This is a genomic window from Streptomyces sp. BBFR2 (assembly GCF_044497305.1).
Lineage (GTDB): Bacteria > Actinomycetota > Actinomycetes > Streptomycetales > Streptomycetaceae > Streptomyces.
In genome coordinates this window covers 5,940,124-5,961,797 of sequence record NZ_CP172415.1, presented here as the reverse complement: position 1 = coordinate 5,961,797, position 21,674 = coordinate 5,940,124, and the positions used below count along the sequence as shown (strand labels likewise).

The following is a 21,674-nucleotide window of genomic DNA, read 5'->3' as shown; positions in this document are numbered from 1 at the left end:
ACGCCCCGTCAGGCGTCGATCTTGGCCATCGTCTCGTCGGAGACGTCGAAGTTGGCGAAGACGTTCTGCACGTCGTCGCTGTCCTCCAGCGCGTCGACCAGCTTGAAGATCTTGCGCGCGCCCTCCTCGTCCAGCTCGACCTGCATGGTCGGGACGAAGTTGGCGTCGGCCGAGTCGTAGTCGATGCCGGCTTCCTGGAGGGCGGTGCGGACCGCCACCAGGTCGGTCGCCTCGCTGATGACCTCGAAGTTCTCGCCGAGGTCGTTGACCTCTTCGGCGCCCGCGTCCAGGACCGCGCCGAGGACGTCGTCCTCGGTCAGCTCACCCTTGGGGACGATGACGACGCCCTTGCGGTTGAAGAGGTAGGAGACCGAGCCCGGGTCGGCCATCGAGCCGCCGTTGCGGGTCATCGCGACGCGGACGTCGGAGGCGGCACGGTTGCGGTTGTCGGTGAGGCACTCGATGAGCACCGCGACACCGTTGGGGCCGTAACCCTCGTACATGATCGTCTCGTAGTCGGCGCCACCGGCTTCGAGACCCGCGCCGCGCTTGAGGGCGGAGTCGATGTTCTTGTTGGGAACCGACTGCTTCTTGGCCTTCTGGATGGCGTCGAAGAGGGTCGGGTTGCCGTCCGGGTCGGCGCCGCCGGTCCGGGCCGCGACCTCGATGTTCTTGATCAGCTTCGCGAAGAGCTTGCCGCGCTTGGCATCGATCACGGCCTTCTTGTGCTTCGTCGTAGCCCATTTAGAGTGGCCGGACATCCGCCTGTCTCCTTCGCGTAACCCATTGAGAAACCAACGCACCGATCCTACCGGGAGCGCGTCAGGCCGCCGTACGCACCATGTCCACGAAGAAGGCGTGCACACGGTGGTCGCCGGTCAGCTCCGGGTGGAACGACGTGGCGAGGACGTTACCTTGCCGGACGGCCACCGTGTGTCCGTCGTACCTCGCGAGGACGTCGGCGGCGGCGCCGGTGGACTCGACCCAGGGCGCGCGGATGAAGACGCCGTGGACGGGTCCGCCGGGGATGCCCGTCATGTCGATGTCCGCCTCGAAGGACTCGTTCTGCCGCCCGAAGGCGTTACGGCGGACGATCATGTCGATGCCGCCGAACGTCTCCTGGTCCGCGCGGGCGTCCAGCAGCTTGTCGGCGACCATGATCATTCCGGCGCAGGTGCCGTAGACCGGGCGGCCGGAGCGGACGAAGCCGCGCAGCGGCTCCAGCATGCCGAAGGCGACGGCGAGCTTGGACATCGTGGTGGACTCGCCGCCGGGGATGACGAGCCCGTCGAGACCGTCCAGTTCCTCGGGGCGGCGTACCGGCCGGGCCAGGGCGTCCGCCGCGGCGAGCGCCACCAGGTGCTCGCGGACGTCGCCCTGGAGGGCCAGGACTCCGATGGTGGGGGTGGTCATGTCCGTGCTCACCAGCCGCGGTTGGCGTACCGCTCGGCCTCGGGCAGGGTGTCGCAGTTGATGCCGACCATGGCCTCGCCGAGGTTGCGGGAGACGTCCGCGACGACCTTCGGGTCGTCGTAGAAGGTGGTGGCCTTCACGATGGCGGCGGCGCGCTTGGCCGGGTCGCCGGACTTGAAGATGCCGGAGCCGACGAAGACGCCCTCGGCGCCGAGCTGCCGCATCAGCGCGGCGTCGGCGGGGGTGGCGACACCACCGGCGGAGAAGAGGACGACGGGCAGCTTGCCCAGCTCCGCGACCTCCTTGACCAGCTCGAACGGGGCGCGCAGCTCCTTGGCGGCGGCGTACAGCTCGTTGTTGTCGCAGCCGCGCAGCTTGGCGATCTCGCCCTTGATCTGGCGGAGGTGGCGGACCGCCTCGACGACGTTGCCGGTGCCGGCCTCGCCCTTGGAACGGATCATGGCCGCGCCCTCGGCGATGCGGCGCAGGGCCTCGCCGAGGTTGGTGGCGCCGCAGACGAAGGGGGTGGTGAAGGCCCACTTGTCGGAGTGGTTGACCTCGTCGGCGGGGGTGAGGACCTCGGACTCGTCGATGTAGTCGACGCCGAGGGACTGCAGGACCTGCGCCTCGACGAAGTGGCCGATGCGGGACTTGGCCATGACCGGGATGGAGACGGCGTCGATGATGCCGTCGATCATGTCCGGGTCGGACATCCGGGCGACGCCGCCGTCCTTGCGGATGTCGGCGGGCACCCGCTCCAGGGCCATGACGGCGACGGCGCCGGCGTCCTCGGCGATCTTCGCCTCTTCCGGGGTGACGACGTCCATGATCACGCCGCCCTTGAGCTGCTCGGCCATGCCGCGCTTGACGCGGGCGGTTCCGGTCTCGGGGGTCTGGGGCGTGGTGGGCGTGCTGGACACGGTTGACCTCACTCTGTGCGGGTGGTTTCGCTGCTTCACCCACACAACCGCTGGTGAGGGGGGTGCGGAAAGGGCCAATTGGCAGCCGGTGGCTCGTGGCGCCGGATGTCAGGCGGTGGTGTGCGGGTCCCCGAGGACGGCGGGCGGCTCGTCGTCCATCTCGAAGGCGAGGGGGAACGGCGCGTGCCCGGCGAGGCGGAGGTAGCGCACGAGGCGGTGGCGGCGGACCGCGCGGGCGGCCCGTACCGCGTCGTTGTGGAAGCGGCGGGCCATGGGGACGCGGCGGACGGCGGCGGTCAGCTCGGCGAGGGTCCGCTCACCGCCGGGCGCCTCGCGGACCGCGTCGACCTGCTCCCGCTCACCGAGGGTGGCGCGCAGCGCCTGGGACAGTTCGCTCTCGGCGACCTCCCGGCCGTCCTCCGGCGCCTGCCGGGCGGTGTGCGCCGCCTGGTAGAGGACGATCGAGGCGGCGGGGTCGAGGACGCCGGAGGTGCCGATCTCCTGGGCGACCGAGGCGCGCCGCAGCAGTTGCGCGTCGAGGGCGGCGCGCGCCGCGTCGATGCGGGCGTGCAGCCGGTCGAGGCGGCCGGCGGTCCAGCTCAGGTAGATGCCGATGAGGACGGCGACGGCCGCGATCCAGATGAAGGTGGTCACGCGGCGTCACCCTACCGGCCCGGACGGCGGGCCCCCGGGGCGCGGGCGGCCCCGGGGATCACGGGCCGTAGCGGCCGGTCAGTCCCGGGCGGCCCGCCCGGCGGGCTGGTCGGGGGCGACGGAGCGGCCCGGCTCCGCGCCCTCGGTGACCGTCTCGTACACCGCGAGGATGTCGGCGCCGACGGTGGACCAGTCGAAGCGCCGGACGTGCCGGGAGCCGCGGTCGCGCAGTTCGGCGCGGCGGGCGGGGTCGCGCAGCAGGCGGACGGCGGCGGCGGCGAGGGCGTCGGCGTCCTCGTTGGCGAAGAGTTCCCCGGCCTCGCCCTGGTCGAGGACCTGGGCGAACGCGTCGAGGTCGCTGGCGAGGACGGGCGCACCGGCCGACAGCGCCTCGACGAGGATGATGCCGAAGGACTCACCGCCGGTGTTCGGCGCCACGTACAGATCGACGCTGCGCAGCAGGCGGGCTTTGTCCTCGTCGCTGACCATGCCGAGGAATTCGACGTGCGGGCGGAGTTCGGGCGCCAGCGCGGCGACCGCCTCCTCCTCGTCGCCGCGTCCGGCGACCAGCAGCCGGGCGTCGGGGACGGCGGCGAGGATCGCGGGCAGCGCGCGCATCAGGACGGGCAGGCCCTTGCGGGGTTCGTCGATCCGGCCGATGAAGCCGAGGGTGGCGCCGGGCCGCCCGTCGTCCCCGCCGGGCCCGGACTCCCAGGCGGCCTTCGGCTCGGCGCGGGCGAAGAAGTCGACGTCCACGCCGTTGGGGATGACCACCGCGTCGCCGCCGAGGTGCTCGACGAGGGTGCGGCGGGCGTACTCGCTGACCGCGATGCGCGCGCTGATCTTCTCCAGCGCGGGCTGGAGGATCGGGTACGCGGCGATCATCGCCCGGGAGCGCGGGTTGGAGGTGTGGAATGTCGCGACGATCGGTCCGCGCGCCGCCCAGCAGGAGAGCAGGCCGAGGGAGGGCGAGGCCGGTTCGTGGATGTGGATCACGTCGAAGGCGCCGTGCTGGAGCCAGCGGCGGACCCGGGCGGCGGAGAGGAAGCCGAAGTTCAGCCGGGCGACGGAGCCGTTGTACGGCACCGGCACCGCGCGGCCCGCGGAGACGACGTACGGCGGCAGCGGCGTCCCGTCGTCGGCGGGCGCGAGGACGGAGACGTGGTGGCCGCGGGAGAGGAGGTGTTCGGCGAGGTCGCGGATGTGGAACTGGACGCCGCCGGGGACGTCCCAGGCGTAGGGGCAGACGATGCCGATTCTCACGGCTTCTCCGTTCCGCGGGCCGCGTCGCGCGGCTCCAGGTCGTCGAGCCAGAGGCGTTGCAGCATGTGCCAGTCCTCGGGGTGGGCGGCGATGCCGGAGGCGAAGGCGTCGGCGAGCGCCTGGGTCATGGCGGCGGTCTTCTCGGCGCGGGTGCCCTCCGCCGGGACCTCGATCTCGGGGTGGATACGGCCGCGCATGACCGGCGTGCGGTCGTACCAGAGGGTGACGGGCAGCAGCATCGCGCCGGTGCGGGCGGCGAGCATCGCGGGTCCGGCGGGCATCTTCGCGGCGTGGCCGAAGAAGTCGACCTCGACGCCGGAGCTGGAGAGGTCCCGGTCGGCGACGAGGCAGACCAGACCGCCGTCACGCAGCCGCCGGGCGAGCGTGCCGAAGGCGGCGCCGCCGGTGTGCGGCAGCACCTCCATGCCCAGGCCCTCGCGGTAGGCGACGAAGCGGTCGTAGAGGGATTCCGGCTTGAGGCGTTCGGCGACGGTGGTGAAGGGGACGCCGAGCGCGGTGGTCACCCAGACGCCCGCCAGGTCGTAGTTGGCCATGTGCGGCAGGGCGAGGATGACGCCGCGGTCGCTCGCCAGCGCGTCCTTGAGGCGGTCGACGTCCTGCGCGGTGAAGCCCGTCGTTATGCGCTCGGGGCTCCAGGCCGGCAGCCGGAAGGACTCCATCCAGTAGCGCATGTACGAGCGCATCCCGGCACGGGACAGCTCGGTCAGCCGCTGCTCGGTGGCGTCCGGGACGACGCGGGCGAGGTTGGCCTCCAGACGCAGCACGCCCTTGCCGCGGCGGCGCCAGGCGGCGTCGGCGATCGTCCGGCCCAGGCGGACCGCCACGCCCTCGGGCAGCTTCTTGACCGTGCTCCAGCCGAGCCCGTAGAGGGCGTCGGTGAGCCGGTCGGTGTCGAGGCGGCTCATACGCCGTTCCCCGCGTGGGAGGCGGCGTCCGCCTCGGCGGATTCCCGGCGGACCGTCACCACGCGCTGGGCGAGGGTGACGGCGCTGCCGACGGCGACGACCCACAGGGCGATCGGCAGCAGGATCTCCACGCCGGGCACCCCGAAGGCGTGCAGGCCGGACAGCCCGCAGGCGACGAGCGAGATGACCAGCCGCTCGGCCCGCTCGACCAGCCCGTTGACGTTCACCGGCAGCCCGATGGCCTCACCCCGCGCCTTGGTGTACGAGACGACCTGACCGCTGGCGAGGCAGAAGATCGCCATCGCGCAGAGCAGCATGCTGTCGCCGCCGCCCGCGTACCAGAGGGCGAGCCCGCCGAAGATCGCGGAGTCGGCGACCCGGTCGAGGGTGGAGTCCAGGAAGGCGCCCCAGCGGCTGGAGCGCCCGAGCTGCCGGGCCATGTTGCCGTCGACCAGGTCGGAGAAGACGAACAGGGTGATGACGACGGTGCCCCAGAAGAACTCACCTCGGGGGTAGAAGACCAGGGCGCCGGCCACCACGCCCCCCGTACCGACGAGGGTGACCGCGTCCGGGCTGACGCCGAGGCGGATGAGCAGGGCGGCGAACGGCGTGAGAACACGCGTGAAGAACGCACGCGCGTACTTGTTCAGCATGGCCTTCCCGGAGGTCGATACGGGCCGTGCGGTCAAGGGGCCACCGGCTGGCCCATCGTAGCCAGGCGCTCCCCGGGCGCCGCGCACCCACCACGGCGCCCGGGAACAACCGGTGACCGGCGCGGACGGCCACTCCCCCGCCGCTCCCTGTGGACGGGCCCCCACCGCGGTGGAAAGCTCGAATCACCGCAAAGGTGACGACCTGGAGGCGAGGGCATGAACGAGAAGCCGGGCGCAGACCCCGGGGCCGCCGCCGGCCCCGCCGCCGTCCGCAACGTGGTGCTGGCCGGCCCGAGCGGCGCGGGCAAGACCACCCTCGTGGAGGCGCTGGCCGTCGCCGCCGGAGCCACCGGACGCGCCGGGCGGGTGGAGGACGGCGACACCCTCTCCGACCAGGACCCGATCGAGCAGCGGCACCAGCGCTCGGTCCAGCTTTCGCTGATCCCCCTGGAGTGGCGCGGCTGCCGGATCAACCTGCTGGACACCCCCGGGTACGCCGACTTCGTCGGGGAGCTGCGGGCCGGGCTGCGGGCGGCGGACGCGGCCCTCTTCACCGTCTCCGCCGCGGAGGACGTGACCGGGGCGGTCCGCGCGCTCTGGGCCGAGTGCGCGGCGGTCGGCATGCCGCGGGCGCTGGTCCTCACCCACCTCGACGCCGCCCGCGCCGATGTCGCCACCGTCCTGCGCGGCTGCGGTACGGCCCTGGGCGACGGCGATCCGGACGCGGTGCTCCCGCTGTACCTCCCGCTGTACGGCGCGGCGGGCGCGGACGGCCGGGCGCCGGTGACCGGACTGCTCGATCTGCTGACGCGCCGGGTCGCGGAGTACGGGCCGGACGGGCGCGCCGAGCGGGAGCCGGCCGGGGCGGAGCCGGCGCTGCTGGACGAGGCGCGCGGCCGGCTGATCGAGGGGATCATCGCCGAGAGCGAGGACGAGACGCTGATGGACCGCTATCTGGGCGGCGCGGAGCTGGACCTCGCCTCGCTCGTCGCCGACCTGGAGACGGCGGTCGCCCGCGGCACCTTCCACCCGGCGCTCATCGCGGCACCGGCCACCGCCGCCGCCCGCCAGGGCCTGGGCACCGTGGAGCTGCTGGACCTGATCGTGCGGGGCTTCCCCGCACCCGGCGAGCGCCCGGCCCCGGAGGTCACCACGCCGGACGGCGCACCGCGCCCGGCGCCGCCCTGCGATCCGTCCGCCCCGCTGGCCGCCGAGGTCGTGCGGACCACCTCCGATCCGTACGTCGGACGGCTGTCGCTGGTGCGGGTCTTCTCCGGCACACTGCGGCCGGACGAGCCGGTGCACGTCTCCGGGCACGGTCTGACCGACCGCGGCCACGCCGACCACGACGTGCAGGAGCGGGTGGGCGCGCTGTCCGTGCCGTCCGGGAAGCAGCAGCGGCCGCTGCCGCAGGCGGTGGCCGGGGAGTTGGCGTACGTGGCGAAGCTCGGCCGCGCGGAGACCGGCGACACCCTGTCGTCGTGCCGCGAGCCGCTGCTGATGGCGCCGTGGACGATGCCCGATCCGCAGCTTCCGGTCGCCATCGAGGCGCACGGCAAGGCGGACGAGGACAAGCTCTCGCACGGCCTGGCGCGGCTGGTCGCGGAGGATCCGACGATGCGCCTGGAGCAGCATCCGCACACCGGCCAGGTGGTGTTGTGGTGCATGGGCGAGGCGCACGCGGAGGTCGCGCTGGAGCGGCTGCGGACCCGGTACGGCGTCCGGGTCGACACCGTCGCCTACCGCGTACCGCTGCGGGAGACGTTCGGCGCCGCGGCGTCCGGGCGGGGGCGGCAGGTCAAACAGTCCGGCGGACACGGGCAGTTCGCGATCTGCGAGATCGACGTGGAGCCGCTGCCCGCGGGCTCCGGCGTCGAGTTCACGGACACGGTGGTCGGCGGCGCGGTGCCGCGGCAGTTCATCGCGTCGGTGGAGAAAGGGGTACGCGCCCAGGCGGCGCAGGGCGTGGCCGCCGGGTATCCGCTCGTCGACATCCGCGTCACGCTGCGGGACGGCAAGGCGCACACGGTGGACTCCTCGGACGCGGCGTTCCAGGCGGCCGGCGCGCTGGCGCTGCGCGACGCGGCCGGTCAGGTGCGGATCGAGCTGCTCGAACCGGTCGCGGAGGTCGCGGTGTTGATTCCGGACGAGTTCGTGGGAGCGGTGATGAGCGATCTGTCCGGGCGGCGCGGACGGGTGGTGGGCACCGAGCAGGAGGAGACGGGCGACCGCACCTGGGTACGCGCCGAGGTGCCGGAGGCGGAGATCGCCCGCTACGCCGTCGATCTGCGCTCGCTCGCCCACGGCACCGGCCGCTTCACCCGGACCCCTCTGCGCCACGAACCGATGCCCCCGCACCTGGCGGCGGCGGTGCGGGGCGGCCGGGAGAACGGCGCATAGTCAACGATTGACGGGCCGTTGGGCCGGTCAACTCCCTTGGGCCCGGCCCCGCCTGTACGCTGAGCGGACGGGCTCGGCAGGTGTGCCAGGAGCGGTGGACGGGTAAAGAGCCGCGGCAGTGATGGTGCGGCGTTGGGGGCGGGCAGTGGCAGCAGACGGCTTCGACTTCAGTCCCGGGGCGCAGGTCCCGCTCCTGGGAGGCGCGGGACAGACCGCGGCGACCCAGGCGTTGGCCTCGGCGGCCTACCGGGACAGTCCGCTGGCCGATATCTCCAAGGCCGATTCGGAATCCGGCGCCTCCGAGATCAAGAAGCCCAAACTCTCGCTCTTCGAGCCGAACCTCGGCGAGGCGTTCTCCCGGGCCATCCAGACGCGGATGCTCGGCGGCGGCCGCAAGGCGCTCATCCAGTCCTTCGGCACCGAGCCGCAGGTCGTCGTCGAGCACTGTCTGGCGGCCACCCGCATCCGCAAGCAGCGGGACGCCAAGCTGACGGTGCTCATGCTGCTGTGCGGGCTGGCGTTCCTGCCCGGTGTGCTGGTGTGGCTGGGCGGCTTCCAGCTCAAGAAGTACCTCGCCAAGGACGGCAAGACCTCCGTCGGCGGTTCGGCGCTGCTCGGCATCCTCGCGCTGGCCTCGGTGTTGTTGCTGATCAAGCTGCCCACGACGGGCTTCTGGCCGCTGTACGCCCGCGCCATGGTCGTCGTCCCGGTGATCGGCTGGTGGTTCGCCAAGCAGATCTGCGAGCGGACGGCGGTGCTGCTGCGCGAGGCGTGGCAGGGGCTGCTGGACGGCGGCGGGGTCGGCGCGAAGATCCCCGAGGCGGTGCCGGGCGATCCGGGCGAGATCGCGGCCGAGACGCTGCGCCACAATCTCGCCAAGCTCACCGCCGAGCAGCGCAGCAACGTCGTCTTCTACGCCGGTCCGCGCGGCATCCTCGGGATGGGGACGCGCTGGGGAAGCTGGCATCTGGCCGAGGAGCTGAAGCCGGCGAAGGAGGGCACGGAGATCCACCCGTTCCGCAGTTGGGACGTGGTCCGGGCGATCCACGACAAGCTGCGGATGCTGGAGCGCAGCCCCCTGCACACCGGCGGGTTCCAGCAGGCGCCGCAGGTCAACCACTGGATCGTCGCGCCGGTCGGGGAGAAGGCCAAGGAGGTCAGCCGCCCGGACGGCACGGACACCGACGCCTTCCAGATCCGCGGCCACGAGGTCGAGCGGATCTGCAACGAGCAGCAGTTCGGCAGCGGCAACCGCCACTACCTGGGCGTCCAGTTCGTCCTGTGGGACGGTCAGTTGGTGCTGACGCTGCTGATCACCGTCACGGTGCTGCACGAGACGCTGCGTATCGAGGTCACCGGTCACGCCCTGGGCCCGGTCAACTCCCTGTTCACCAGCAAGCCGTCGCCCAAGACCAAAGAGGTCGCGAAGGTCATCAAGTTCTGGGAGACCCGCAAGCAGACGCTGCCGCTGATCGACCCCACCGAGGTCGTACGGCTCGCCGCCCGGGCGCCGCTGACGTGGTTCCCGCCGGTGCTGGACTTCCTCGGCGGCAAGCTGTCGCTGCCCGAGCCGTTCGGGCTGCGGCACGTCTGGGCGGACAAGCCGTGGCGGCACCGCTTCATGGCCGATGACGCGCTGCGCGCGGCCACCCCCGTCCTGCGCGCGGTCCACACCGCCGCGTTGGGTGTGCTGAAGGCGAACGGCGTGGACACCGAGCGCTTCGAGGGCCGTTCGCTCTTCCTCAGCGGCGCGGTCCAGGGCGTCGAGCCGCGGAAGGCCGACGAGTACACCGCGTAGCCGGCCGCCCCGCTCCCCCGCTTCCGACTCCCGTACGGGCCCGCCCCGTACGGGAGTCGGCCGTTGTACGGGGTCAGCGGAAGATGCCGGTGTGGCCGAGGGAGTAGCGGCCGGGCTGCGGGTAGACCGCGAGGCCGTGCGGGCCGTTGCCGACGGGGATCTTCGCCAGGGTTTTCCCCGTACGGGTGTCGAGGGCGTAGACCTCCGAGTTATAGCGGCCGGAGAGCCAGAGGGTCTTGCCGTCGGCGGAGACGCCGCCCATGTCGGGGCTGCCGCCGCCGCGGATGTGCCATTTCCCGGTGAGGCGGCCGGTGGCGAAGTCCAGCAGCGAGACGGTGCCCTCACCGCGGTTGGAGATGTACATCCGCTTCGAGTCGCGGCTGACGTAGAGGCCGTGGGCGCCCTTGCCGGTGCGCAGCAGTTCGGGCCGGGTGAAGTGGTCGCCGTCGAGGACCCACACCCCGTCGGACGTCATATCGGCGATGTACCAGGTCTTCCCGTCCGGGGAGATTTTGACGTCCTGCGGCATCGCGCCGTGCCGCGGCAGTTTCTGCCGGCCGGTCACCGCCATCTTCGCGGTGTCGACCTTGAGCAGCTCGCCGGAGAACTCGCAGGAGACGATGAAATACCGGCCGTCGGCGGAGAAGTCGGCGTGGTTGACCCCGGCGCAGGTCACCGGCACGGTCTTGCGGACCTTCATGGTGTGCGGATCGCGGAAGACCAGCTCTTTGTCCATGGACGCCATGACGACCGCGTACTTGCCGTCGGGCGTGAAGTAGAGGTTGTACGGATCGTGCACCGCGACGGTCTTCCCCGCCTTGCCGGTGCGCGGATCGATCGGGGTGAGGCTGTTGCCGCGGTCGTTGTTGACCCAGAGCGTCTTGAGGTCCCAGGACGGTACGACGTGCTGCGGCTGTATGCCCACCGGCATGGTCCGGACGACCTTGTACGTCCGCGGGTCGATGACGCTGACCGTGTGGGAGATCGTGTTGGGGACGTACACCATCGACGGGAAGTCCTTGACCTGCGGGGCCAGCTTGCCCGGCCGGTCGGCGGCGTAGAGGTCGTGCGGGTCGAGCGGCGGCGGCATACCGGGCAGTCCCGGGCGGGCGGCCGACGCCGGGGACGGGCTCGCGGGGCGCGCGGTGTGCGGGGCGCGGGCGGCGGTGTCGCCGCCGGTGCCGCAGCCGGCGGCGAGCAGCGCGCAGGCGGCGGCCAGCAGGGCGGCCTTCCGCGGGGTGCGGCGGAGGGCGGGGGTCCGGTCAGCCATCAGGTCACCAGCTCCGTAGTCGTCACCGCGCGCAGACCGCGCCGGTGCAGGCCGTCGAGGATCGGGGGCAGCGCGGCGACGGTGCCGGGGTGCCCGAGGTGGAGGCTGACGACCGAGCCGGGCCGGACCCCGTCCAGCACCGTGCGCCGGACGGCGGGCGCGCCGGGGTCGTCGGCGTCGAGGGAGTCGAGGTCGTACGAGAGGACGTGCGGATAGCCGGCCCGGCGGGCCAGGCGGACCACCCGGTCGGTGGCGTACCGCGTCCGCGAGGGGCGGAACCAGCTCCCGATGGTGCCGGTCAGCGCCCGCAACCGGTCGGCGCAGCCGGTGATCTCCGCGTACGCCTCGTCCTCCGGCAGGGCGCAGATGGTGCGGTGGTGGAGGGTGTGGTTGCCCAGTTCGTGGCCGCCGTCGAGGATGCGGCGGGCCATCGCGGGCTGTGCGTCGAGCCAGACGCCGACGGCCAGCACGGTGACGCGGGCGCCGGCCCGCTCGGCCTCGCGGAGCAGTGCGGTGGCGGTCTTCGGATCGCCCTGACCGTGGAAGGTGAGCGCGACGGCGTCCCCGCGCCGGGGGCCGTGGGCGATCTGCGCGGGCAGGCCCGGTGCGCGGGTGGGCGGCCGGGCGGCGTGCGCCGGGCGGGGCGAGGCCGGGCGCGGGGTGGCCGGAGCGGTGGCGCGGGTGGCCGCGGGGCCCGCGGCGCCGCGGGTGCAGGCGGTGGCGGCCGCCCCCGCGGCCACCGCGGCGGCCACGCGTAGCACGGAACGGCGGTCCGGAGGAGTCACCACTCCATTACAGAGCGGAACGGACCGGAAGGAGGTGTTTTGTTCGGCTCTTCGGAGGAGCGGCGCGCCCCGGGGCGGCGGACGGGCCCCGGGGGCGGCGGTGCCGTCAGGCGGGCCAGGCGTCCGCGAGCATCCGCCGGGTGTCGGCGAGGAGCTGCGGCAGGACCTTGGTGTGGCCGACCACCGGCATGAAGTTGGTGTCACCGCCCCAGCGCGGGACGACGTGCTGGTGGAGGTGGGCGGCGATACCCGCACCGGCCACCGCGCCCTGGTTCATACCGATGTTGAAGCCGTGCGCGCCGGACGCGGTACGCAGCGCGGTCATCGCGTGCTTGGTCAGCTCCGCCAGCTCCGCGGTCTCCGCGCCGTCCAGCTCGGTGTAGTCCGCGACGTGCCGGAACGGCACCACCATCAGATGCCCGCCGTTGTACGGGTAGAGGTTCAACACCGCGTAGACGTGCTCGCCCCGGGCGACGACCAGGCCGTCCTCGTCGGACTTGGCGGGGATCGCGCAGAACGGACAGCCGTCGTCGGCCCCCGGACCGCTCGGCTTGTTCTCCCCCTGGATGTACGCCATCCGGTGGGGCGTCCACAGGCGCTGGAAGGCGTCCTGCGTCCCGACTCCGATCTGCTGCTCCGGCTCGCTCGTCATACCGGCCAGCATATGGCGTCCGCCGTCCGCGGCGTGTCGCCGGGGCGCACCGCCCCGCGCGCTCCCCGATGCTGGGCCGATGGACCGGAACGACCGTCTGGCGGCGTGGGAGAAGCGCGCCGACCCTTGGCTCCTCGCCGCCTCACTGCTCTTCCTGCTCGCGTACGCGGTACGGGTCCTGACGCCCGGCCTGCCGCCCGGCGCGCGGGACGCCTGGTCCGCGGTGACCGCGGTGACCTGGGCCTGCTTCGTGGCGGAGTATCTGACGCGGCTGGCCCTCAGCCCCGACCGGCGGCGCTTCGCGCGGACCCGGTGGCTCGATCTGCTGGTGGTGCTCCTGCCGCTGCTGCGGCCGCTGCGGCTGGTCGAGCTGCACGACCGGCAACGGCTGCGTCACCGGCGGCCGCGGCTGCCGCTGGAGGCCCGGGTGATGGTGTACGCCGGGCTGTCGGCGCTGCTGCTGGGGTTCGCCGCGGCGCTGGCCGTGCTGCACGACGAGCGGACGGCACCCGGGAGCAGCATCCACTCCCTCGGGGACGCGGCCTGGTGGGCGGTGGCGGCGCTGACGACGACGGGGTACGGCGATGTGACACCGGTCACCACGCGCGGGCGCTTCATCGCCACCGGGCTGATGTGCGCCGGGGTGGCGCTGGTCGGCGCGGTGGTCGGCGCGTTCTCCTCCTGGCTGGTGCGGCGCTTCCGGCAGGAGGGCGAGGAGTAGCCGGGGCGCGGGACATACGGCCGGGCCCCGGCGAGCGGCTGCTCACCGGGGCCCGGACGGGCGTTCCAGCGCGGGCTCACACCTGGATACGGCGCTCCACCGCGTCCACGATCTCGGCGAGCGCCTCGGCGCGCGGGATGCCGTTCTTCTGCGAACCGTCGCGGTAGCGGAAGGAGACCGCGCCGCACGCGACGTCCTCGTCACCGGCGATGACCATGAAGGGCACCTTGCTCTTCTGGGCGTTGCGGATCTTCTTCTGCATCCGGTCCGACGACGCGTCGACGTCGATCCGCAGCCCCTGGGCGCGCGCCTCGTCGGCGAACTCCTGGAGGTAGGGGACGTGGGCGTCGCCGATCGGGATGCCGGTGGCCTGGACGGGGGCGAGCCACACCGGGAAGGCGCCCGCGTAGTGCTCCAGGAGCACGCCGAAGAACCGCTCGATGGAGCCGAACAGCGCGCGGTGGATCATGACGGGCTGCTGCTTGGAGCCGTCCGCCGCGGTGTACTCCAGACCGAACCGCTTGGGCTGGTTGAAGTCCACCTGGATCGTCGACATCTGCCAGGACCGGCCGATGGCGTCCTTCGCCTGCACGGAGATCTTCGGGCCGTAGTACGCGGCGCCGCCCGGGTCGGGGACGAGCGGCAGACCCTGCTTCTCGGCGGCCAGCCGCAGCGCCTCGGTGGCCTCGGTCCAGTCCTCGTCGGTGCCGATGAACTTGTCGGAGTCGTCACGGGTGGACAGCTCCAGCTCGAACTCGGTCAGGCCGTAGTCGCGCAGCAGGTCCAGCACGAAGGTCAGGAGCGTGTCCAGCTCCTGGGGCATCTGGTCCTTGGTGCAGTAGATGTGCGAGTCGTCCTGGGTGAAGCCGCGCGAGCGGGTCAGGCCGTGCACGACGCCGGACTTCTCGTAGCGGTAGACCGTGCCGAACTCGAAGAGGCGCAGCGGCAGTTCGCGGTAGGAGCGGCCGCGCGACTTGAAGATGAGGTTGTGCATCGGGCAGTTCATCGCCTTGAGGCGGTAGTTCTGCTCGTCGAACTCGATGGCCGGGAACATGCCCTCCGCGTAGTGCGGGAGGTGCCCCGAGATCTCGAAGAGCTTCTCCTTCGAGAGGTGCGGGGTGTTCACGAACTCGTAGCCGGAGACCTCGTGACGCTTACGGGAGTAGGTCTCCATCTCCTTGCGGATGACGCCGCCCTTGGGGTGGAACACCGCGAGCCCCGGGCCCAGCTCCTCCGGGAAGGAGAAGAGGTCCAGCTCCGCGCCGAGCTTGCGGTGGTCGCGCTTCTCGGCCTCGGCGAGGAACTCCAGGTGGGCCTTGAGCTCGTCCTTGGTCGGCCAGGCGGTGCCGTAGATCCGCTGGAGCTGCTTGTTCTTCTCGCTGCCGCGCCAGTAGGCGGCGGCGGAGCGCATCAGCTTGAAGGCGGGGATGACGCGGGTGCTGGGCAGGTGCGGGCCTCGGCAGAGGTCCTTCCAGCACAGCTCGCCGGTCTTGGCGTCGAGGTTGTCGTAGATGGTCAGCTCGCCGCCGCCCACCTCGGCGTCGGCGCCCTCGGCGGCATCGGCGGCGTTGCCCTTGAGGCCGATCAGCTCCAGCTTGTACGGCTCGTCGGCCAGCTCGACACGGGCGTCCTCGTCGGTGGTGACCCGGCGCGCGAACTTCTGGCCGCGCTTCTGGATCTCCTGCATCTTCTTCTCGATGCGCTTGAGGTCGTCCGGCTGGAACGGGGTCTCGACGTCGAAGTCGTAGTAGAAGCCGTCCTTGATGGGCGGGCCGATGCCGAGCTTGGCCTCGGGGAACAGCTCCTGCACGGCCTGCGCCATCACATGCGCGGTGGAGTGCCGCAGGATGTTCAGGCCGTCCTGGGAGGTGATCTCGACGGGCTCGACGGTCTCGCCGTCGGCCACCTCGTACGCCAGGTCCTTCAGCTCCCCGGCCACCCGCGCGGCGACGACGGCGCGCTCGCCCTGGAAGAGGTCGGCGGCCGTAGTGCCCGTGGTCACCACGCGTTCTTCCCGCTCGGAATCGCGTTGGACGGTCACACGGACGTCTGACACCGGTCTCTCCTGTCATGTCTGCTGCGCGTCAGCGATTGCTGCGCAGCCAAATCGTACCGATCCCGTGGCCCGGACCGCGAAACGGTTTGCCGGGGCCCGTCCGCCCCGGGAGGAATGGGGCCGCGGATGCCTTCGGGGGCGGCGGTCACCGGGGGCCGGGCGGCTCGTCCCGGGGCACGCCGGCACGCCGGTACGCCAGTACGCCGGTACGCCGGTACGCCGCGAGGTTCGCGGGTCGGGGAGGCGGCCCCGTGGGCGGAGGCGCCCACGGCGGCCGGTCGCCGGCGGCCGGACCGGTCCCCCGGGCGCCGGGTTTCACGGCTCCTCCGCCTCCCCCACCGGCACCGGAACGACACCCCGCGCCCCCGTCAGCCGCCGGAACCCCCCGCGGCTCTCCAGCCGCCCGCTGATCCGGACCGGGACATCCATCAGATGGGCCTGGCCCGCGACCCGGTAGTCGTCGTCGCCGAGCGCGGCCCGCACCTGTGCCACGTCCGCCCCGGAGACCACCCGCAGCCGCACCACTCCCCCGCCGGGCCGCTCCCGGTGGAGCCGCACCACCACGCCCGTCACCCGGACCGGCAGCGACGGCTCGCCCCGTACGTACCGCTGGGCGGCGTCCGCCAGCGCCGGAAGGTCGCCCGGGGTGAACTCCACCGGGCCGGGGCGGACCGGGCAGCCGGGCGGCGGGCCCGCCCCGGGCGACCAGTCCACCGTGATCCGGATGCCGCCGCCCTCGTGGACCAGCGCGATCAGCGCCTGCACCAGCTCGTGGCAGACGCCGGACACCACCGCCGCGTCGAACGCCTCGTCGCCCCCGGTGGCGTGCCGGTGGTCGGTGGCGTCGCGGGCGGCACGCAGCGCCCGGTACAGGGTGATCACCGGATCCCGGCCGGCCGACACCGGCAGGAACGCGGCGACCCGGCGACCCTCCGGCGCCGGCCCGATCAGCGCCTTGGCCAGGAAACGTTCGGCGTGGGCGCGGTAGCGGGACCCGTAGTACCCGGCGCGGGCGCAGCTACCCAGCGCCGCGGCGGTCAGCGTGGCGCGCGCCGCGCCGCGCAACTGCTCCTGCGCCACCCAGCGCGCCACCACCGATCCCTCCCCCGGCGTCAGCCGCTCCCAGCGCACCTCGTCGCTGAGCGCCGCCATCCCCAGCAGCACCTCACGGGCGTACGGCGCCGGGCTGACGCTCAAGGTGGCCAGCGCCTCGGCGAGCAGCTCGGCGCACTCGGGGAAGCGCCGGTCCTGCGGCACCAGCAGCCCGGCGCCGCCGCCCGGCGGGGTCCAGCGCGCGTACCGCCCGCCGGGGCCGCCCGTGCGGTGCCAGCCGTGCCGGGCCAGCAGCGCGCCGAGGATCGCGGGGTCGAGGGCCGCCGGATCGGGCAGCGGGATACCGGCGCCCGGCAGTTGCGGGCCCGGCGCGGCGGGTTCGTCGGTCGGCCGGTGCATCACGGTCTCCCTCCCGGACCGGTCCGCACCGGGCCCGGTCCTCGAAGAGCCGCGGCCGGTCACCGGGGCCGGCCGGGTCGTCCGGTGGAGCGGCAGGGCAGCCGGGCCCGCCCGGGTACGCGGCGGGGCGGACGCGGTGCGCGGGGACGGCGGCCCGCCCGGACCGCCGGCGTACGGCCGCGCCGGGTGCGGGCTGATCCTCGCGGGAGCGCTCCGGTACGGCGTCGGGCCACCGCCGGGCCCGCGTCCCGTCCTCTTGGTTTGTCTCCCCGCCAAGTGGCCCGCAAACAAAAGCGGTTCGGCGACACCATGGGGCGGGTATCACCTGCTCGGGCCGAGGGTCGTCGCGCCGTCCCCGGCGGCTCGGCGCACAGGCACCGGCCGGGAGCGGCCGGACGCCACCGCGCGCCCGCGCCGTGATGTCGGAGTGCGAGGAGGGGCGATGGTGCCGAGTTGGTACGACGGTCCGCTGGCGGCGTTCGGCGTCGGGGCGAGCGGGGACGATCCCGAGAACGACCGGGTCATCGCGGCGGCACTGGCCGTCCAGGAGACCCCGGGAGCCGCCCCCGCGCTCACCCGCTGGCTGATCAGCCCCGGCGTGGAAATCTCCGGGAGCGCGGCGGCGGCGCACGGCCTGACCGCCGGGCACCTCGCGCGCCGCGGCCGCTGGCCGGCGCCCGCCGTGGACGAGATCGCCCGCGCCCTGACCTCACAGGCGGCGTCCGGCCGCCCGGTGGCCGTGCTGAACGCCCCGTTCACCCTCACGCTCCTGGACCGCGAGGCGACGCGCCACCGCGCCACCTCCCTGACCGCGTATCTGGGCACCCACCCGCTGTACGTCCTCGACCCGCTGGTCCTCGACACCCGTCTGGACCGCTACCGCAAGGGCACCCGCACCCTCGCCGACCTCCGCGCCCACTACGACGTCAAGGTCTTCGACAACGACCGCAACGGCTCCGGGCGCACCGCCGAGGACACCCTCGCCGTCCTGGAACTCACCCGCACGCTGGGCCGCCGCTTCGCCGCCCGCCTCGCCCGCCTGCGCCCGGACGAACTCCACGCCCTCCAGACGACGTGGTACGAGGCCCAGGTACGCGACCGGCAGACGTGGTTCCCGGGCGGCGCGGCCACTCCGGCCGACGCGCGGTGGCCGATGCGGACACCGGCACCGGCCACCGCGCCCCCGGAAGGCTGAGGGGACGCGCCACCGTCCGGAACGGCACGGGCTGTTCGGGAATCATCGGCGCAACGCAAAGATCCGGGCCGCCATTTGACGACCCGGATCTTTGATTCCGGTGGGCGATACTGGGTTCGAACCAGTGACCTCTTCGGTGTGAACGAAGCGCTCTCCCACTGAGCTAATCGCCCGGATGTCGGCGGGGTTTCCCTCGCGAACGACGTGAACAATACAGGCCGCCGCGGGTTTCCAACAAATTCCCTCCCGCACCCCGTACGGCGTCTCCCGCGCCCCCTCTTTGGACCTCACCGCCCGGCGCCGTCAACGGGCCAGCCAGGCCGCCAGCCCCCGCCGCCCGGAGCGCATCATCAACGCGTGGTTGAGCACGAACAGCGGCCGTCCGGGCAGCGCCAGCCGCCGCAGCAGCGGTTTGCGCACCTCGACCTCCTGCTCGAAGACGACACGCGTCCCGCCGCCGCGCGCCGCGACCGTCCAGCGCACCCACCCCTCCAGATCACCGTGGAGCGTCACCTCCAGCATCCCGGCGCGCGGATCCCGCGCCGCCTCACCGGCGACGACGTCCAGGTCGTACGGGAGGAACGAACGGAAGCGCGCGGTCCCGCCCCGCTCACCGGCGCGGTCGACGGCACGCACCTGGGGCCACCACAGCGGATAGCTCTCGACGCGTTCGAGGACGGCGTAGACCACGGCGGGCGGGGCGGCGGGCAGCAGCCACACGCTGCGGAAGCGGTAGCGGTGGAGGGCGCACGGCCAGGAGAGCATGGGGTCAGTCTGCCGCCCCGAGGACGGTGGAACCCAACAACCGCGAAGGCCCGGAGGCTTGGAGCCTCCGGACCTTCGGCCGGGGTGGGCGATACTGGGTTCGAACCAGTGACCTCTTCGGTGTGAACGAAGCGCTCTCCCACTGAGCTAATCGCCCGGCGCACGGCACACATTACCCCACGTCGGCAGGCCCCCGTGACCACACAGGCCCCCGCCGCCACAGGTCACCACCGCCCGCGCCGCCACACGGGTCCGCGACGTCGCGGAGCGGTACGGCGCCTCGGGCGGCCCGCATGGCCCGGCAGCGACCGTCCGCCGGACGGGGCCGGGGCCGGGTGGCGGCACGGCCACGCCGTTGACGATCGCCGCGAGGTGGCCGGCGAAGATCACGCGGAACGGCGGCGAGGGTCACGACGCCGCGGACATGCGCGCCGACGGACCGCGGCCGGAGCGGGGCGACAGCGGCAGCGCGACGGACGCGCACCGGTGATCGCCGCGGCGCCCCCGCCGGAGCGCCTCCTCACTCTCCGTATCCACGTCGCCAACGTGCCGGAGTGCCTCGGTCTGCCGGAATGACCATGGGGGACGATCTTTCAATCCGCCATCAGAGGTACCCGAAGCCACCCAAAACGCTCAGAGGGGTTTACAACGGCACCGTAGGTGGCATGTCGATTTCGCCGACGTGCGAATCCCCGAGCGCACACTGAGCGAAAGGCCCTGGCGCTTATGAACACCACGGTCAGCTGCGAGCTGCACCTGCGCCTCGTTGTGTCGAGCGAGTCCTCACTGCCTGTACCGGCGGGCCTGCGGTATGACACGGCCGATCCTTATGCCGTGCATGCCACCTTCCACACCGGAGCCGAGGAGACCGTCGAGTGGGTTTTCGCCCGCGATCTCCTCGCCGAGGGCCTGCACCGGCCCACCGGCACCGGCGACGTCCGCGTCTGGCCGTCCCGGAGCCACGGACAGGGCGTGGTCTGCATCGCCCTGAGTTCCCCGGAAGGCGAGGCCCTCCTGGAGGCCCCCGCACGGGCCCTCGAATCGTTCCTCAAAAGGACCGATGCCGCGGTACCTCCCGGTACCGAGCATCGGCACTTCGATCTCGACACGGAGCTCTCCCACATCCTCGCGGAGAGCTGAGACGCACCACAGCCACCCACCGCAACCAACCCGCACACGTCCGCGGCGTCCGACTCGGGGAGACGCCGCGGGACCGACAAGTTCATACGGCACACTCCGGCGCCGACGCCGCGGACCCACCGCGGCGACGGCGCCGGCGCGTGGGCGACGCGCTAGAGTCGGCGACCATTCCGCAAGGACCCGGGAGCGGTGAACCGGCCGCTCCACCCTGCCTGGGAGCGAAACCGTGATGATCACGCACGACACCCGGTGCGCCCTGGACACGGTCGTCGACCTGCTGAACACCGTCCCGGAGGGGCCCGGCAGCCCGGACACCCTGGCCGATCCGGCCGCGCTGCGGGAGTTCACCGCGCGGCACGCCATCAGCGGCGTCGACACCCTCGGCGACGCCGATCTGGCCGCCGTACGCACCCTGCGCGCCCGCTTCGCGGAGGTTTTCGCCGCTCCCGACGACCGCAACGCCGCCGAGCTGCTGAACGCGCTGATCGCCTCGGCGGGCACCACCCCGCAACTGACGGACCACGACGGCTACGACTGGCACGTCCACTACTTCGCGCCGGGCGCCTCCGTCGCCCACCATCTCGCGGCCGACTGCGGCATGGCGCTGGCGTTCCTGGTGGTGGCGGGTGAGCGGGAGCGGCTGCGGCGCTGCGAGGCGCCGGACTGCCGCCACGCCTTCGTCGATCTCTCCCGGAACCGCTCCCGGCGCTACTGCTCCAGCCGGACCTGCGGCAACCGGCTGCACGTCGCCGCCTACCGGGCGCGGCAGCGGGAGGCGGCGGACTGAGGCACACCGGCCACGTCCCGGCCCTCACTGGAGGAACAGGTCATGGACGGCGCCCATCAGCAGCAGCAGGCCGATGAAGGCGAGGAAGAGCATCAGGGGCGGCTGGGACAGCGCGAAAAGACATCCGCGCGGTTCGGGGGCCGGGGCTTCATCCCGGGCCAGGGCGCACTCATCGTTCATTTCGCGACGATCATGGCGCAGCCGATCGGTCGCGAATGCCCAATTAACCCCTCAGTGGCGGGAGTTCATCAAATCCCGTGTTTTTTGAGGATCGCTTCGATGTCCGAGAAGTCATCCTCAGGTGCCGCCGATTTCCCCTTGCCCGCAGGCCGGGGCCCCGTGGGGCCGGAGCCGAGGGAGGGTGCGGCGGCGCCCGGGGCGACCATCGCCCGGCGGGCTGCCCGGCGCTCCTTGCGGCTGCCGGCGCCGCCCCGGCGGCGCTCCACGGCGCGGCCGATCACGAACAGCACGGCCGAGACCGCCAGCAGACCGAACCCGGCCCAGACCGTCGGCTTCAGGACCAGCCCCGTGATCCAGTCGATGATGCCGGTCATCGCCAGGCCGACCGGGATGAGGGCGAACGCCGCGATGCGCGTCGCGGCGAGGAAACGCTTGCGGTAGGCCGTCAGCGCGGCGACGGCCAGGCCCGCCGCCGACACCGCGGCGCATACGGTCGATGTCAGCATCGGGTCCTCCTGCCCTGGGTGGGAGGGAGCACTCTGCGTCCCCTCCTCCATCCTGCCCTGCCCGGCGCCCCGGGTGCCATGCCCGGCGGTGATGATCAGGGAGATCTCCGGGTCGGCCTCCTCCCGAGGCCCTGTAGC

General features: G+C 72.9%; 21 protein-coding genes and 2 tRNA genes. 6 read left to right on the top strand and 17 right to left on the bottom strand.

Annotated features, from left to right (window positions below):
* Positions 1-8: 8 nt before the first annotated feature.
* From ACGH2B_RS24350 to pgsA, 7 genes are all read right to left on the bottom strand, one after another.
* Positions 9-761, bottom strand: coding sequence for a YebC/PmpR family DNA-binding transcriptional regulator (locus ACGH2B_RS24350; protein WP_399093766.1), 753 nt, complete (start codon positions 759-761; stop codon positions 9-11).
* 61 nt (positions 762-822) lie between these two features.
* A complete protein-coding gene (gene pdxT, locus ACGH2B_RS24345) occupies positions 823-1,413 on the bottom strand; it encodes a pyridoxal 5'-phosphate synthase glutaminase subunit PdxT (RefSeq protein WP_399097281.1) in 591 nt (196 codons plus the stop codon).
* Between the two features lie 8 nt (positions 1,414-1,421).
* A complete protein-coding gene (gene pdxS, locus ACGH2B_RS24340) occupies positions 1,422-2,333 on the bottom strand; it encodes a pyridoxal 5'-phosphate synthase lyase subunit PdxS (RefSeq protein ID WP_030278507.1) in 912 nt (303 codons plus the stop codon).
* 108 nt (positions 2,334-2,441) lie between these two features.
* Positions 2,442-2,987 carry a hypothetical protein gene (locus ACGH2B_RS24335; RefSeq protein WP_399093763.1) on the bottom strand — a complete coding sequence of 182 codons (546 nt, stop codon included), beginning with the start codon at positions 2,985-2,987 and terminating at the stop codon, positions 2,442-2,444.
* A 78-nt stretch (positions 2,988-3,065) separates the two neighbouring features.
* Complete coding sequence (locus tag ACGH2B_RS24330; RefSeq protein ID WP_399093760.1) at positions 3,066-4,250, bottom strand: glycosyltransferase family 4 protein; 1,185 nt, start codon at positions 4,248-4,250, stop codon at positions 3,066-3,068.
* Positions 4,247-5,176, bottom strand: a complete 930-nt coding sequence (locus tag ACGH2B_RS24325; RefSeq protein WP_399093757.1) for a phosphatidylinositol mannoside acyltransferase — start codon at positions 5,174-5,176, stop codon at positions 4,247-4,249. Before ACGH2B_RS24325 ends, ACGH2B_RS24330 begins: the two co-directional genes overlap by 4 nt.
* Positions 5,173-5,829: a phosphatidylinositol phosphate synthase gene (gene pgsA, locus ACGH2B_RS24320; RefSeq protein WP_399093754.1), complete on the bottom strand. Its 657-nt coding sequence runs from the start codon at positions 5,827-5,829 to the stop codon at positions 5,173-5,175. Before pgsA ends, ACGH2B_RS24325 begins: the two co-directional genes overlap by 4 nt.
* Before the next feature lie 216 nt (positions 5,830-6,045).
* Here pgsA and ACGH2B_RS24315 point away from each other — a divergent pair, with 216 nt between their 5' ends.
* Positions 6,046-8,229, top strand: coding sequence for an elongation factor G-like protein EF-G2 (locus tag ACGH2B_RS24315; protein ID WP_399093751.1), 2,184 nt, complete (start codon positions 6,046-6,048; stop codon positions 8,227-8,229).
* A gap of 121 nt (positions 8,230-8,350) precedes the next feature.
* Positions 8,351-10,027 (top strand): hypothetical protein, encoded by a 1,677-nt coding sequence (locus tag ACGH2B_RS24310; protein ID WP_399097278.1) that lies wholly within the window; start codon positions 8,351-8,353, stop codon positions 10,025-10,027.
* Between the two features lie 73 nt (positions 10,028-10,100).
* On the opposite strand, the gene ACGH2B_RS24305 is transcribed toward ACGH2B_RS24310, so the two are convergent.
* From ACGH2B_RS24305 to ACGH2B_RS24295, 3 genes are all read right to left on the bottom strand, one after another.
* Positions 10,101-11,297 (bottom strand): YncE family protein, encoded by a 1,197-nt coding sequence (locus ACGH2B_RS24305; RefSeq protein WP_399093748.1) that lies wholly within the window; start codon positions 11,295-11,297, stop codon positions 10,101-10,103.
* Complete coding sequence (locus ACGH2B_RS24300; RefSeq protein ID WP_399097275.1) at positions 11,297-12,058, bottom strand: polysaccharide deacetylase family protein; 762 nt, start codon at positions 12,056-12,058, stop codon at positions 11,297-11,299. The genes ACGH2B_RS24305 and ACGH2B_RS24300 overlap by 1 nt, the downstream gene beginning before the upstream one ends.
* Positions 12,059-12,188: 130 nt before the next feature.
* Positions 12,189-12,746, bottom strand: coding sequence for an HIT family protein (locus tag ACGH2B_RS24295; protein ID WP_399093746.1), 558 nt, complete (start codon positions 12,744-12,746; stop codon positions 12,189-12,191).
* A 67-nt stretch (positions 12,747-12,813) separates the two neighbouring features.
* On the opposite strand from ACGH2B_RS24295, the gene ACGH2B_RS24290 reads away from it, so the two are divergent.
* Positions 12,814-13,455, top strand: coding sequence for a potassium channel family protein (locus ACGH2B_RS24290; protein ID WP_399093743.1), 642 nt, complete (start codon positions 12,814-12,816; stop codon positions 13,453-13,455).
* 76 nt (positions 13,456-13,531) lie between these two features.
* Here ACGH2B_RS24290 and thrS read toward each other — a convergent pair whose 3' ends face one another.
* Together thrS and ACGH2B_RS24280 are read right to left on the bottom strand one after the other, a co-directional pair.
* Positions 13,532-15,511: a threonine--tRNA ligase gene (thrS, locus tag ACGH2B_RS24285; RefSeq protein WP_399093740.1), complete on the bottom strand. Its 1,980-nt coding sequence runs from the start codon at positions 15,509-15,511 to the stop codon at positions 13,532-13,534.
* A 315-nt stretch (positions 15,512-15,826) separates the two neighbouring features.
* The gene (locus ACGH2B_RS24280; RefSeq protein ID WP_399093737.1) at positions 15,827-16,963 is read right to left on the bottom strand and encodes a hypothetical protein; all 1,137 of its coding nucleotides are present in this window, start codon (positions 16,961-16,963) and stop codon (positions 15,827-15,829) included.
* A 442-nt stretch (positions 16,964-17,405) separates the two neighbouring features.
* Here ACGH2B_RS24280 and ACGH2B_RS24275 point away from each other — a divergent pair, with 442 nt between their 5' ends.
* Entirely contained in the window at positions 17,406-18,158 is a 753-nt protein-coding gene (locus tag ACGH2B_RS24275; RefSeq protein WP_399093734.1) for a 3'-5' exonuclease, read from the top strand.
* 101 nt (positions 18,159-18,259) lie between these two features.
* On the opposite strand, the gene ACGH2B_RS24270 is transcribed toward ACGH2B_RS24275, so the two are convergent.
* From ACGH2B_RS24270 to ACGH2B_RS24260, 3 genes are all read right to left on the bottom strand, one after another.
* A tRNA-Val gene (locus ACGH2B_RS24270) sits at positions 18,260-18,331 on the bottom strand.
* A gap of 130 nt (positions 18,332-18,461) precedes the next feature.
* The gene (locus ACGH2B_RS24265) at positions 18,462-18,923 is read right to left on the bottom strand and encodes an SRPBCC family protein (RefSeq protein ID WP_399093731.1); all 462 of its coding nucleotides are present in this window, start codon (positions 18,921-18,923) and stop codon (positions 18,462-18,464) included.
* An 85-nt stretch (positions 18,924-19,008) separates the two neighbouring features.
* Positions 19,009-19,080, bottom strand: a tRNA-Val gene (locus ACGH2B_RS24260).
* Positions 19,081-19,649: 569 nt separating this feature from the next.
* On the opposite strand from ACGH2B_RS24260, the gene ACGH2B_RS24255 reads away from it, so the two are divergent.
* Both ACGH2B_RS24255 and ACGH2B_RS24250 read left to right on the top strand, forming a co-directional pair.
* Complete coding sequence (locus ACGH2B_RS24255; protein ID WP_003959770.1) at positions 19,650-20,063, top strand: SsgA family sporulation/cell division regulator; 414 nt, start codon at positions 19,650-19,652, stop codon at positions 20,061-20,063.
* A gap of 226 nt (positions 20,064-20,289) precedes the next feature.
* Positions 20,290-20,850 carry a CGNR zinc finger domain-containing protein gene (locus ACGH2B_RS24250; protein ID WP_399093728.1) on the top strand — a complete coding sequence of 187 codons (561 nt, stop codon included), beginning with the start codon at positions 20,290-20,292 and terminating at the stop codon, positions 20,848-20,850.
* Between the two features lie 24 nt (positions 20,851-20,874).
* Here the strand turns inward: ACGH2B_RS24250 and ACGH2B_RS24245 are convergent, their stop codons facing one another.
* Together ACGH2B_RS24245 and ACGH2B_RS24240 are read right to left on the bottom strand one after the other, a co-directional pair.
* On the bottom strand, positions 20,875-21,030 hold the full coding sequence (locus ACGH2B_RS24245; RefSeq protein WP_399093725.1) for a hypothetical protein: 156 nt from the start codon (positions 21,028-21,030) through the stop codon (positions 20,875-20,877).
* Between the two features lie 68 nt (positions 21,031-21,098).
* Positions 21,099-21,536: a hypothetical protein gene (locus ACGH2B_RS24240; protein ID WP_399093723.1), complete on the bottom strand. Its 438-nt coding sequence runs from the start codon at positions 21,534-21,536 to the stop codon at positions 21,099-21,101.
* Positions 21,537-21,674: the final 138 nt, after the last annotated feature.

Bases quoted from the DNA above. Each gene is read 5' to 3' on its own strand.
- ACGH2B_RS24350 (WP_399093766.1), bottom strand. From the start codon at position 761: ATGTCCGGCCACTCTAAATGGGCTACGACGAAGCACAAGAAGGCCGTG.
- pdxT (WP_399097281.1), bottom strand. From the start codon at position 1,413: ATGACCACCCCCACCATCGGAGTCCTGGCCCTCCAGGGCGACGTCCGC.
- ACGH2B_RS24325 (WP_399093757.1), bottom strand. From the start codon at position 5,176: ATGAGCCGCCTCGACACCGACCGGCTCACCGACGCCCTCTACGGGCTC.
- pgsA (WP_399093754.1), bottom strand. From the start codon at position 5,829: ATGCTGAACAAGTACGCGCGTGCGTTCTTCACGCGTGTTCTCACGCCG.
- ACGH2B_RS24315 (WP_399093751.1), top strand. From the start codon at position 6,046: ATGAACGAGAAGCCGGGCGCAGACCCCGGGGCCGCCGCCGGCCCCGCC.
- ACGH2B_RS24310 (WP_399097278.1), top strand. From the start codon at position 8,351: ATGGTGCGGCGTTGGGGGCGGGCAGTGGCAGCAGACGGCTTCGACTTC.
- ACGH2B_RS24305 (WP_399093748.1), bottom strand. From the start codon at position 11,297: ATGGCTGACCGGACCCCCGCCCTCCGCCGCACCCCGCGGAAGGCCGCC.
- ACGH2B_RS24295 (WP_399093746.1), bottom strand. From the start codon at position 12,746: ATGCTGGCCGGTATGACGAGCGAGCCGGAGCAGCAGATCGGAGTCGGG.
- ACGH2B_RS24290 (WP_399093743.1), top strand. From the start codon at position 12,814: ATGGACCGGAACGACCGTCTGGCGGCGTGGGAGAAGCGCGCCGACCCT.
- ACGH2B_RS24280 (WP_399093737.1), bottom strand. From the start codon at position 16,963: ATGCACCGGCCGACCGACGAACCCGCCGCGCCGGGCCCGCAACTGCCG.
- ACGH2B_RS24275 (WP_399093734.1), top strand. From the start codon at position 17,406: ATGGTGCCGAGTTGGTACGACGGTCCGCTGGCGGCGTTCGGCGTCGGG.
- ACGH2B_RS24265 (WP_399093731.1), bottom strand. From the start codon at position 18,923: ATGCTCTCCTGGCCGTGCGCCCTCCACCGCTACCGCTTCCGCAGCGTG.
- ACGH2B_RS24255 (WP_003959770.1), top strand. From the start codon at position 19,650: ATGAACACCACGGTCAGCTGCGAGCTGCACCTGCGCCTCGTTGTGTCG.
- ACGH2B_RS24245 (WP_399093725.1), bottom strand. From the start codon at position 21,030: ATGAACGATGAGTGCGCCCTGGCCCGGGATGAAGCCCCGGCCCCCGAA.
- ACGH2B_RS24240 (WP_399093723.1), bottom strand. From the start codon at position 21,536: ATGCTGACATCGACCGTATGCGCCGCGGTGTCGGCGGCGGGCCTGGCC.